Consider the following 11,823-nt stretch of genomic DNA (forward strand, 5'->3'; position numbering starts at 1 on the left):
GGCAAAAGAAGCTACGATGGGACTCGGATCATGACTGCACTGAAATCATCTGCGATGAAGTCTGCTGGTATCGAGGCGCGCTGCGCCGCGACCGGCATGCGCATGACGGAACAGCGCCGCGTGATTGCGCGCGTTCTGGCGGAAGCCGACGATCATCCCGATGTCGAGGAACTGTATCGCCGCTGCGTTGCGGTGGATGACAAGATCTCGATCTCGACGGTGTATCGCACGGTGAAGCTGTTCGAAGACGCCGGCATCATCGAGCGTCACGATTTTCGCGAAGGCCGCGCGCGCTACGAGACGATGCGTGACAGCCATCACGACCATCTGATCAACTTGCGTGACGGGACCGTCATCGAATTCACGTCTGAAGAGATCGAGAAATTGCAGGCTGAAGTCGCCGCGAAGCTCGGTTACAAGCTGGTCGATCACCGGCTGGAGCTGTACTGCGTGCCGCTCGACGAGGACAAAACCACCAAGTGAGCGAATCAACCAAGTGAGTTCAGTTTCTTCGCGCTTCGATCTCGTCATCTTCGATTGTGACGGCGTGCTCGTCGACAGTGAGTCCCTCGCTTGCGTCGTCCACGCGGATGTCCTGACCCAGTTCGGTTATCCCATCACCGCCGATCAGGTGCATGAGCGTTTCCTCGGCCGGTCCGCGCGCGAGGCGCGCCTGGAAGTCGAGACCGAGCTCGGCCACGTGCTGCCCGATGACTACACCGCGACGCTGAAAGCCACGATCGACGAGGTGTTCGGCGCGAAGCTGCAGCCGATCCCGCATATCGCCGAGACACTCGCAATATTGTCACAGCCGGTTTGCGTAGCGTCCTCGGGCACACCGACACGCATTCGCAGCAGCCTCACTACGACCGGGCTGCTCGATCGTTTCGATCCGCATCTGTTTTCCGCTCTGCAGGTCGAGCGCGGCAAGCCGCAGCCCGATCTGTTTCTGTTTGCCGCCGCGCAGATGAATGCCGTGCCGGAGCGCTGCGTGGTGATCGAGGACAGCATTCCCGGCGTTACGGCGGGCATCGCAGCCGGCATGACCGTGTTCGGCTATCACGGCGGCGGCCACTGCAGCCCGACCACCGCCGCAGCCCTGACGGCCGCTGGAGCCCATCTCGTATTCGACGATATGCGGCAGCTCCCTGGCCTGGTGGCCAGGGGCGCACTGGCTGGCGAGCCCGTCGGCCTCGCCTAAGCCATTGCGAGCACTTATATTTTGCAGAAATGCTGGATTTTCCGGACGTTAGCCTATAATTGAGCGCTGCGCAGCAAGCGCATTTCCAGCCCATTACAGGTTCCATGACCGCGCCGCGTAAGCTGCATATCAAATCCTACGGCTGCCAGATGAACGTCTACGATGCCCAGCGCATGGTGGACACGCTGGCGCCTGAAGGCTTCGTCGAGACGGCCAATGTCGACGACGCGGATCTGGTGATCCTCAACACCTGCCACATCCGCGAGAAGGCGTCCGAGAAGGTCTATTCGGAGCTCGGCAAGCTGCGCGTGGCCAAGGCAGAAGCCGCGCAGGCCGGACGCAAGATGAACGTGGTCGTCGCCGGCTGCGTCGCGCAGGCCGAGGGCAACGAGATCATTCGCCGCGCGCCTGTTGTCGATGTCGTGGTCGGGCCGCAGAGCTATCACAACCTGCCTGCGCTGCTGAAGCAGGCGAAAGCCGGCGGCCGCGCGCTCGACACTGAATTTCCCATCGAGGACAAGTTCGGCTTCCTGCCGCCGCCGAAGCCGGCAGCGATTCGTGCCCGCGGCATTTCCTCTTTCGTGACCGTGCAGGAAGGCTGCGACAAGTTCTGCACCTTCTGCGTGGTGCCCTATACCCGTGGCTCCGAAGTCTCGCGCCCCGTGGCGAAAATCATCGACGACGTGCAGCGGCTCGCCGACAACGGCGTGCGCGAGATCACGCTGATCGGCCAGAACGTCAACGGCTATCACGGCGAGGGTCCCGACGGCCGCCCGTGGGCGCTGGGCACACTGCTTTATCGCCTCGCCGAGATTCCCGGCATCGCGCGGCTGCGCTATTCCACCAGCCATCCCCGCGATGTCGAGGACACGCTGATCGCGGCACATCGCGATTTGCCGGAGCTGATGCCCTTCGTGCATCTGCCGGTGCAGTCGGGTTCCGACCGGATTCTGGCGGCCATGAACCGCAAACATACAGCCGAAGATTATCGCCGCGTCATCGACCGTTTTCGCGACGCGCGGCAAGACATTGCTTTTACTTCTGATTTCATCGTGGGCTTCCCGGGCGAGACCGAGGAAGATTTTGCAGCCACGCTCGCGCTCGTCACACAAATCGGATACGCTGGCGCTTATTCGTTCAAGTATTCGCCGCGTCCGGGAACGCCGGCCGCGGATTTGCAGGAGACGGTGTCACAGGCTGACATGGACGAGCGATTGGTGCGGCTTCAGAACCTGATCGACAGCCAGCAATCGGCCTTCAACGCGGCCACGATTGGACGCACTGTGGATGTGCTGTTCGAACGCCCCGCGCGCAATCCCGGCCAGATCGTCGGTCGCACCGCTTACCTGCAGCCGGCCCATGTGATGGCTTCTGACGACATCATTGGCCAGGTGCTTCCGGTCACCATTGAGAGCCTCGAGCGCTACAGCCTGCTCGGCAGCCTCGCATCATCTCCAATTGCTAGTTCTCCAGTACCACCAGTGTTGCAGCCAGTCCGTTCTCACACCGTCACGGGAGCCTGAATTCTTGGCCAAAAGCGCATCGGATTCGTCTACGCTCGCTGTTCGCAAACTCGATACTCCACCGCAGGCCGAGACGCAGGTCGTCATCGACTTTGATGACAACCGGGCGGCCTCTTCGCTGGTCGGGCCTTATGGCCAGAACCTCGCGATCATCGAACGCCGGCTGAATGTCGTCGTCGATTCCCGCGGCAACCACATCACCCTCACCGGCACCCGCGACGCCTGCGACGCCGCCCGCCGTGTGCTCGAAACGCTCTATGCGCAGGCAGTGCAGGGCCATGACCTTGCCCCTGGCGATGTCGAAGGCACGATCCGCGCGACGCTGGCGCAAGGCACGCTGTTTCCGTTCGATCCCAAGGGGTCGAAAGCAGCCGCCTCGAATTTCGACACCATCAATCTGCGCAAGCGCCCGGTGCGTGCCCGCACCGCGACGCAAGACGCCTATATCCGCGCGCTGAGAAGCAACGAGCTGGTATTTGGCATCGGCCCCGCCGGTACCGGCAAGACCTGGCTCGCAGTCGCCCAGGCAGCGATGCTGTTCGAGCGCAAGGAGGTCGATCGCATCATCCTGTCGCGTCCCGCGGTGGAAGCAGGCGAACGGCTCGGCTTCCTGCCCGGCGACATGCGCGAGAAGGTCGATCCCTATCTGCGCCCTATCTATGATGCACTCTATGACCTGATGGACGGGCGCATTGTCGAACGCGCACTGCAGACCGGCGAAATCGAAATCGCGCCGCTTGCGTTCATGCGCGGTCGCACGCTGACCAATGCCGCGATCATCCTCGACGAAGCCCAGAACACCACATCGATGCAGATGAAGATGTTTCTGACGCGTCTCGGCGAAAACAGCCGCATGATCATCACCGGCGATCCCTCGCAGGTCGACTTGCCCAACGGCCAGACCTCGGGTCTCGCCGAGGCCGCGCGTCTGCTCGACGGCGTGCAAGGCATCTCGCAGGTGAAATTCACCGGCGAAGACGTGGTCCGCCACGAACTCGTGGCCCGCATCGTCGCCGCCTACGAAGGAACGCCGCAGAAGGCGGTCGCTACAAAGACCTGATGACACACTCATACGCTGACGGCGGACCCGGGATCGGGTCCGTTCGCGAAAGAAGTTCGATACCGATGCCGACCTATTCATCTCCCGCGACAGAGGTTCTTGTTGTCGCCGATTGCTGGTCTGCGGAGGCCGATGCTGACGCCGTGATTCACCGCGCCATCGAAGCTGCCGCCGCCATGGTCGATACCGATACGGCCGACGCCGAACTCGCCATCATGCTCACCGACGATGCCGGCATCCGCACGCTGAACCAGAACTGGCGTGGCATCGACAAGCCGACCAACGTCCTGTCATTTCCGGCGCTGCAGCCGCCCGAAGGCGCAGACGAGCCCGATGACATGCCGCGCATGCTCGGCGACATCGCTATTGCCTACGAGACCACGCGCCGCGAGGCTGACGAAGAAGAGAAGAGCTTCGCCAACCATCTCAGCCATCTCGCCATTCACGGTTTTCTGCATCTGGTCGGTTACGATCATGAGAAGGACGACGAAGCCGAGGAGATGGAAGCGCTGGAGCGCGAGATCCTGGCAACGCTCGGGATCCCGGACCCCTATGCAGATCAGGATCGGGTGACCTGAGATGCCGGACGGCGACACTAGAAGCGATCATTCGAAGACCTCAAGCAATCTGCCTGCGGTGGTTCACGACGGCGAGGTCATGCGCCCGACGTCGGAGACCTGGCTGACCCGCGCGATCCGCTCGCTGTTCGGCTGGAAGCCGGGCTCGGTGCGTGCCGACCTGCAAGTCGTGCTCGACGCCTCCGCGCCGGACGAGACCGGCTTCTCCACCATCGAGCGCACGATGTTGCGCAATATTTTGGGGCTCAACGAGCGCCGTATCGCCGACGTCATGGTGCATCGCGCCGATATTATCGCGGTGAAGCAGGATATCTCGCTCGGCGAATTGATGGGCCTGTTCGAGAGCGCGGCGCATTCGCGCTTGGTCGTATTCAACGAAACCCTCGACGATCCCGTCGGCATCGTCCATATCCGCGACCTGCTGGCATACATGACCGTGAAGGCGCGCAACGTCGTGCCGTCGACAGCCAAGAAGAAGAAAGTGTTTCCCGCGGGCCTCGACCTGCGTTCGGTCGATCTGGCGCAGACCGTCGTTGACACCGGCATCATCCGCAAGCTGCTCTACGTGCCGCCATCAATGCGCGCCATCGATCTGCTCGCGCAAATGCAGGCAGCACGCATCCATCTCGCACTCGTTGTCGACGAATATGGCGGCACCGACGGCCTCGTCTCTATCGAGGACATCGTCGAGCAGATCGTCGGCGAGATCGATGACGAACACGACAGCGACGAGCCGCCATCCATTGTCAGGCAGGGCGACAGCTTCATCGCCGATGCACGCGCCAGCCTCGATGACGTGCGCGCCATGATCGGTGAAGAATTCGAGACCGGCGAAGACGGCGAGGAAGTCGAAACGCTCGGCGGCTATCTCGTCACCCATGTCGGCCGTTTGCCCGTGCGCGGCGAAGTGATTTCCGGCCCTGGTAATTTCGAGATCGAAGTGCTCGATGCCGATCCGCGCCGCGTCAAGCGATTGCGCGTCGGCCCCCGCAAGGAGCGGCCTGCGCCGCGCGCCCGCGAGCCGCGCCGCCGCGATACGACGTCGGACACCGGCGCAGCACCGTCCAATGACAATGTGAATACGCCTCCATCAGGCGACAGCGCGGGAACGCCGTGACATCACGTAGCCTGCGCTCGATCGCACTCAGCATCATTCTCGCATGGGGTTGGAAGCGCGCAGGCATCGCGCTACTGGCCGGCGCGGTATCGTCGCTGGCAATGGCGCCGTTCAACGCCTGGCCGGTGCTGTTCATCACTTTCCCTGTCGTGGTCTGGCTGATCGATGGCGCTGCCGCAGGCAAGATGCGCGGCATTCCAGCCGCCGCCATGGCCGGCTGGTGGTTCGGCTTCGGTTATTTCGTGCCGGGCCTGTACTGGATTGGCTACGCTTTCCTCGTCGACGCGCAGACCTTCGCATGGCTGTTGCCCGCCGCGATCTGCGGCCTGCCCGCCTATCTCGCGCTGTTCACTGCGATCGGCTTCGCGCTGGCACGCCTGCTTTGGACCAAGGATGTCGCGCGGATCTTCGCGCTCGCCGCCAGCCTGACGATCGGCGAATGGCTGCGCGGCCACGTGCTGACGGGCTTTCCCTGGAATGCGTTCGGCTATGCACTCACCGAACCGCTCGCGCTCGCGCAGAGCGCATCGCTGGTCGGCCTATGGGGACTGACATTTATCACTGTAGCGATCTTTGCATCGCCTGCGGTGCTGATCGACGGACGCTCGCGCACGCAGCGGCCGTGGCTGGCGCCGGCGCTTGCGCTGGTGCTGCTCGTCGCGATGGGCGCCTATGGCATGGCCCGGCTGTCACGCACCCCGACGCAACTGGTTGCCAATGTGAAACTGCGCATCATGCAGCCGAATCTGTCGCAGGACACGCGCTTCAACTATTCCGCCAAGGCGGATGTCATGAGCAGATATCTTGCGCTGTCGGACCGCGCGACCGGTCCGCAGAATTCAGGCGTCGGCGCAGCCAACATCCTGATCTGGCCGGAATCAGCGTTCCCGTTCTTCCTGTCGCGCGAACCCGATGCGATGGCGCAGATCGCCAATCTGCTGCCGAAAGGCACCGTGCTGGTCACCGGAGCCGTGCGCCCGCCGGATGCGCCACTCGGCGCGCGCATCACGCAGGCCTATAATTCCATTTACGTGATCGACCATGACGGCAGCATCCTGTCGACCTACGACAAACTTCATCTGGTGCCGTTCGGCGAGTATCTGCCGTTCCAGAGCTTCATGGAGAAGATCGGCTTCCAGCAATTGACCAAAGTCCATGGCGGCTTCATTCCCGGCACGCGCCGGAAGCCAATGGACATTCCCGGCGCGCCGCGCATGCTGCCGCTGATCTGCTACGAGGCGGTTTTCCCGGACGATATCACCACGCGCAACGATCGGCCGGGCTGGATCGTCAATCTCACCAATGATGGCTGGTTCGGGATTTCCACGGGCCCCTATCAGCACCTGCAGCAAAGCCGCGTCCGCGCCATCGAGGAAGGCCTGCCGCTGGTTCGCGCTGCGAACACCGGCATTTCCGTCGTGGTCGACCCTGTCGGCCGCCTGATCGCGCGGCTCGATCTCGGTGTCGAAGGCGTGCTGGATTCGGGATTACCAGCGGCCATTTCGCCGACGGTCTACTCGAAAATCGGCGATATTCCCGCCGCGATGTTTGTCGCGCTCGCGATCATTTTCGCCGTTCGGCGGCGTACGCCGGTACGTCACTAGCTTGATACTTGAAGCATTTGATATAGCTTGCAAGCTAGCTTTCGCCGCCTACCGAACAACCCTCTCGATGTGATTGCTTTTTAAGCTAGCTTTGTAAGCTTTATTTCTCACCTATTGAGAAATAAAGGTGCAGTGGCTTAAATTTTCCGCTTAGGAAAATTTGCGCGGTTGTTATAATCCACTAGGATACCTTTGGTTACAACCGAAGCCGCCCTAAATGACGGATTGCCACGCATGATCCGTCTCCCTTGATGTGATCCAGGAGTAATTGAGATGTCGACGAAAGCGCCCAATCCTGTTGACAAATATGTCGGCAGCCGTGTGCGCATGCGGCGCATTATGCTCGGCATGAGTCAGGAAAAGCTGGGCGAAGCCCTCGGTCTGACGTTTCAGCAAGTTCAGAAATACGAGAAGGGCACCAACCGCGTCGGCGCCAGCCGGCTGCAGCAGATTTCGGAAATCCTGCAGGTCCCCGTCTCGTTCCTGTTCGAAGGCGGCCCCGGCGCGATCCATAACGGCGAAGGCTTCGCTGAAGCGTCCTCGCCTGCCTATGTCTCCGACTTCCTCGCCACCTCCGAAGGCCTCGCTCTGACCCGCGCCTTCACGCGCATCACCGATGCCAAGCTCCGCCGCAGCATCGTCGACCTGGTCGAACAGATCGCTTCGCGCGAAGCCCCGGATCAGCGCTAAAATCACGGTACTTTCAACGGAAATTCGTCATCGCGCCTGATGGCGCCGATGGCGTTTCGGCTGTATCACTCGCGCGCGATGACCACAGCCAATTCCAATCATAACGATCACGATGCCCCCGCTGATGCGGGTGCGTCCACGCCTGCCGAGAGCGGCCATTACACCGGCTCGTTCTTCGGACGCCGCAAGGGCCACAAGCTGCGCGACCATCAGGCCGACCTGATGGCGACGCTGCTGCCGGCGCTCACCGTCGACATCGCACACGCGGCACCTGACGATATCCGCACGCTGTTCGGCACTGATGTCGAGACCGTGCGTCTGGAGATCGGCTTCGGCGGCGGCGAACATCTGGTCGCGGAAGCGCTGGCGCATCCCGACATCGGCTTCATCGGCTGCGAGCCCTATATCAACGGCATGGCGAAGATTCTGACGCAGATCGAGGCGCAGAACATCGGCAATATCCGCCTCGTCGCCGGCGACGCCGCTGAACTTCTCACATGGGCACCGGCCCAATCGCTGTCACGCATCGACCTGATCCATCCGGATCCGTGGCCGAAGAAGCGTCACTGGAAGCGCCGCTTCGTACAGGACGCAACACTGGCTGCGATGGCGCGCGTGCTGAAGCCGTTAGGCGAATTTCGTTTCGTGCATGACATTCCGGATTACGTCGCGTGGACACTCTGGCATGTGTCGCGATCGCCGGATTTCATCTGGACCGCAGAGCGCGCCGATGACTGGCGCCTGCCATGGCCGAACTACACCATGACGCGCTACGGCCGCAAAGCCACGCGCGAGGGCCGCATCGCGGCCTATCTCATCTTCAAGCTGATCTCGTAAGATAAGCGGCGAGCGTAAGCGCTTCGCCTCACAGCATGTTCGGAAGCACACGATCCGGCGGCTTGTGATTGTCGAGGAAGGCACGGATGTTGATGATGACTTTCTCGCCCATCTCGACACGGCCTTCGATCGTCGCCGAGCCCATATGCGGCAACAATACCACCTTGCCGGCGCGCGCGAGCCGCACCAGCTTCGGACTCACCGCGGGCTCATGTTCGAACACGTCGAGCGCGGCACCGGCAATGTCGCCCGACTCGATCAGCTTGATCATCGTCTCTTCGTCGATCACCTCGCCGCGCGCGGTGTTGACGATATAGGCGTCCTTGCGGATCAGCTTGAGACGGCGTGCTGACAACAGGTGGAACGTCGCCGGCGTATGCGGACAGTTCACCGAGATGATGTCCATGCGCGCCAGCATCTGGTCGAGCGAATCCCAATAGGTCGCACCGAGTTCTTCGGCGATCTTCGGGGCGACGGGTTTGCGGTTGTGATAGTGGATCTGTAGCCCGAAAGCGCGGGCGCGGCGCGCGACGGCCTGGCCGATGCGGCCCATGCCGATGATACCGAGCCGCTTGCCGCCAAGCCGCTTGCCCAGCATCCAGGTCGGCGACCAGCCCTGCCAGTCCTTGCCTTCGGTCAGGATCGAGGCACCTTCGATCAGCCGGCGCGGCACTGCGAGGATCATCGACATGGTCATGTCGGCGGTGTCTTCAGTGAGCACCTTCGGCGTATTGGTGACGGTGATGCCGCGGGCATGGGCCGCGACGACATCGATATTGTCGACGCCGTTGCCAAAATTGGCAATCAGCCTGAGCTTGCAGTCGGGATGCTCGAGCAGTTCCTTGGTAATCTCGTCGGTGACGGTTGGCACCAGCACATCGGCGGTGCGGGTCGCTTCAGCGAGTTGCTCGGGCGTCAGCGGCGTGTCGTCGAGATTGATGTGCGCATCGAACAGTTCGCGCATGCGGGTCTCGATTGAGTCCGGCAGCTTGCGCGTGACGATGACGAGAGGCTTTTTCTTGACCGACATGTCCTGCTCACTCGCGCTTTGGCTAATCCGTTCAGTCCGCATTAACCCGGTTGTTCGAAACTGCCGCAGCCGCGAATTCACCGTTTCCTCGGGTTCCCCGACACCCTTTTTGGTGCCTTGGCCTTCGGTCCTCTCTAGCAGAAGACCAAGCCAAAACAAGAACCCAACAGGCGCGTGCGGCGCGGCGGCACTTGCGTTCTTTGGATTGGGTTGAGGTGGGGTTGATGGCGTTCCGGCGATTTGCGTGTGCGATGTTGGCGATGGGTACTCTGATCGCGGCAGCAATCGATCCGGCTCTCGCTGCCAAGGACACGCCGCTGGGCGCCAGCGGCCTGCCGGTGCCGCGCTACGTCAGCCTCAAGTCGGATCACGTTAATGTCCGCGCCGGCCCCACCAAGGACAATGATGTCGCCTGGGTCTATACTCGCTCCGGCCTGCCGGTGGAGATCACCGCCGAATACGAGAACTGGCGCCGCGTCCGCGATTCCGAGGGCGCCGAGGGCTGGGTCTATCACTCGCTGCTGTCCGGCCGCCGCACCGCGGTCGTGACCATGAAATCCAAGGACGAACTCGCCTCAATCTACGACAATCCGGATGCGACCAGCGCCGTCGCAGCGCGGTTACAGGCGGGTGTCGTGGCGCAGGTAAAGCGCTGCAACAATGGCTGGTGCCGGGTGATCGGCAACGGCTTTGATGGCTGGATCGAACAGCAACGGCTATGGGGCGTCTACGCCGACGAGAAGGTGAACTGAGCACATCCCGCATCGGGAGCCTGGCCTGCGCCGGTGCAGTGGTCGCCATGGCAGCGCTGCCATGGTCCGGCCCGGCTCGTGCGCAATCCGCCACTGAAACGTGCTTGGCTGTGGATCAGCGGCTGTCTGGTGATGCGACCCTTCGGCGCACCGTGGCTGCGCTGAAAACCGGTGGCCCACTCACGATCGTCGCCATGGGCTCGTCATCGACACTCGGCCTGTGGCAATCCGACCCCACCAAAACCTATCCCGGCATGCTGCAGAGCGAGCTGCAACGCCTGAAGCCGGGACTGCGCCTGGAGGTCATCAATAGCGGCCGGAACGCCGACACGATCCCGGGCAATATCGCCCGCTTCGACCGCGATGTGCTGGCGCATCGCCCGGATCTCGTGATCTGGCAGATCGGCACCAATGACGTGACCTGGCTGCAAAGCGCTGACAGCCTGACCGGCAGGATCGTCGAGGGCATCCGCCTGCTGAAGGCTGACGGCGCCGACGTGATCCTGATGGATCAGCAATACGCGCCGGTCATTCTCGCATCGCAATATTCCAAGATGCAGGCGAGCATAGCTGACGCCGCCCAGCAGGAACGCGTAGCGCTGTTCTCGCGCTTCGAGCTGATGCGCCGTGCAGTAGACGCAGGGCTCTCGATGAGAGCGCTAACGGCCTGGGACGGACTACACAATTCCGCAGCCGGCTACGAATGCACCGGTCGCTCCCTCGCCCGCGCGATCGTGGCGACGGCTGCAGCTGGCGAGCAAACGCCGCCGAAAACGGTTCGGCGGCGCAAATAACTTCAGAATTTGGATAAAGCCGTTTAGCGCTTTTTGCGCAGACGAACGACCATGTCGATGCGGCTGATCTCGAAGCCCTCGGGGACTTCCGGCATCTTGGTCAGCACGAGGTTCTGGTCCGGAATATCGACCAGCTCGTGGTTGTTCTCGAGATAGTAGTGGTGATGCGAGGTCACGTTGGTATCGAAATAGGTCTTCGTACCGTCGACGCTGACCTGACGAAGCAGGCCGGAATCCGTGAGCTGATTGAGCGTGTTGTAAACGGTCGCCAGCGACACCGGCACCTTGGCGAGGGTCGCTTCCTCGTAGAGCATTTCCGCGGTGAGATGACGCGCGCCCTTGCCGAACAGCAGCCAGCCCAGCGCCATGCGCTGACGGGTGGGACGCAGGCCGACCGACTGCAGCATCTCGTTGACGTCATGCCACGGGCAACCAGTCAAAGCCGGCTGGCGGCCGTGATTGATTTCCGCAACCGCAGCTGCGTCATCCAGAACTGAAACGCTGTCGCTCATATCCACGTCAGTAATCCTGCCGTTCACACTCAAAAAGAACACTGAATTAGCCTTCTATTATAGAAAGGCGGGGCCTCAGATGCAAGGTTTTCGCAACTAGGAGCCATGCATCAGAAGGGATGCTT

13 protein-coding genes are annotated in these 11,823 nt (G+C 62.0%); 11 read left to right on the top strand and 2 right to left on the bottom strand.

The genetic code is table 11. The features are described 5' to 3' along the window. The first annotated feature begins 30 nt into the window (after positions 1 to 30). The 9 genes from AB7828_RS20520 to AB7828_RS20560 all read left to right on the top strand — a co-directional run bounded on the left by AB7828_RS20520 (position 31) and on the right by AB7828_RS20560 (position 8,610). Positions 31 to 483 (top strand): Fur family transcriptional regulator, encoded by a 453-nt coding sequence (locus tag AB7828_RS20520; protein ID WP_068730031.1) that lies wholly within the window; start codon positions 31 to 33, stop codon positions 481 to 483. Positions 484 to 496: 13 nt separating this feature from the next. Continuing rightward, positions 497 to 1,201, top strand: coding sequence for an HAD family hydrolase (locus tag AB7828_RS20525; RefSeq protein WP_441231036.1), 705 nt, complete (start codon positions 497 to 499; stop codon positions 1,199 to 1,201). A gap of 104 nt (positions 1,202 to 1,305) precedes the next feature. Then, positions 1,306 to 2,724, top strand: coding sequence for a tRNA (N6-isopentenyl adenosine(37)-C2)-methylthiotransferase MiaB (gene miaB, locus AB7828_RS20530; protein ID WP_120287603.1), 1,419 nt, complete (start codon positions 1,306 to 1,308; stop codon positions 2,722 to 2,724). 4 nt (positions 2,725 to 2,728) lie between these two features. Continuing rightward, entirely contained in the window at positions 2,729 to 3,784 is a 1,056-nt protein-coding gene (locus AB7828_RS20535) for a PhoH family protein (protein ID WP_068730036.1), read from the top strand. 65 nt (positions 3,785 to 3,849) lie between these two features. Then, on the top strand, positions 3,850 to 4,362 hold the full coding sequence (ybeY, locus tag AB7828_RS20540; protein WP_093757733.1) for an rRNA maturation RNase YbeY: 513 nt from the start codon (positions 3,850 to 3,852) through the stop codon (positions 4,360 to 4,362). Position 4,363: 1 nt separating this feature from the next. Then, complete coding sequence (locus tag AB7828_RS20545) at positions 4,364 to 5,479, top strand: hemolysin family protein (protein WP_175369265.1); 1,116 nt, start codon at positions 4,364 to 4,366, stop codon at positions 5,477 to 5,479. Continuing rightward, positions 5,476 to 7,083: an apolipoprotein N-acyltransferase gene (gene lnt, locus AB7828_RS20550; protein WP_441231037.1), complete on the top strand. Its 1,608-nt coding sequence runs from the start codon at positions 5,476 to 5,478 to the stop codon at positions 7,081 to 7,083. Before AB7828_RS20545 ends, lnt begins: the two co-directional genes overlap by 4 nt. 273 nt (positions 7,084 to 7,356) lie before the next feature. Beyond that, positions 7,357 to 7,773 (top strand): helix-turn-helix domain-containing protein, encoded by a 417-nt coding sequence (locus AB7828_RS20555; RefSeq protein ID WP_068730045.1) that lies wholly within the window; start codon positions 7,357 to 7,359, stop codon positions 7,771 to 7,773. Between the two features lie 78 nt (positions 7,774 to 7,851). After that, complete coding sequence (locus tag AB7828_RS20560) at positions 7,852 to 8,610, top strand: tRNA (guanine(46)-N(7))-methyltransferase TrmB (RefSeq protein WP_439060568.1); 759 nt, start codon at positions 7,852 to 7,854, stop codon at positions 8,608 to 8,610. A gap of 28 nt (positions 8,611 to 8,638) precedes the next feature. On the opposite strand, the gene AB7828_RS20565 is transcribed toward AB7828_RS20560, so the two are convergent. Beyond that, the gene (locus AB7828_RS20565) at positions 8,639 to 9,640 is read right to left on the bottom strand and encodes a 2-hydroxyacid dehydrogenase (protein ID WP_068730047.1); all 1,002 of its coding nucleotides are present in this window, start codon (positions 9,638 to 9,640) and stop codon (positions 8,639 to 8,641) included. Between the two features lie 224 nt (positions 9,641 to 9,864). On the opposite strand from AB7828_RS20565, the gene AB7828_RS20570 reads away from it, so the two are divergent. Together AB7828_RS20570 and AB7828_RS20575 are read left to right on the top strand one after the other, a co-directional pair. Beyond that, complete coding sequence (locus AB7828_RS20570; protein ID WP_068730049.1) at positions 9,865 to 10,392, top strand: SH3 domain-containing protein; 528 nt, start codon at positions 9,865 to 9,867, stop codon at positions 10,390 to 10,392. A 110-nt stretch (positions 10,393 to 10,502) separates the two neighbouring features. Beyond that, the gene (locus AB7828_RS20575; protein ID WP_441232287.1) at positions 10,503 to 11,186 is read left to right on the top strand and encodes an SGNH/GDSL hydrolase family protein; all 684 of its coding nucleotides are present in this window, start codon (positions 10,503 to 10,505) and stop codon (positions 11,184 to 11,186) included. Between the two features lie 23 nt (positions 11,187 to 11,209). Here the strand turns inward: AB7828_RS20575 and irrA are convergent, their stop codons facing one another. After that, positions 11,210 to 11,698 carry an iron response transcriptional regulator IrrA gene (gene irrA, locus AB7828_RS20580; RefSeq protein ID WP_089263317.1) on the bottom strand — a complete coding sequence of 163 codons (489 nt, stop codon included), beginning with the start codon at positions 11,696 to 11,698 and terminating at the stop codon, positions 11,210 to 11,212. Positions 11,699 to 11,823 lie beyond the last annotated feature (125 nt).

Source organism: Tardiphaga sp. 215_C5_N2_1, from assembly GCF_052076055.1.
Lineage (GTDB): Bacteria > Pseudomonadota > Alphaproteobacteria > Rhizobiales > Xanthobacteraceae > Tardiphaga > Tardiphaga robiniae.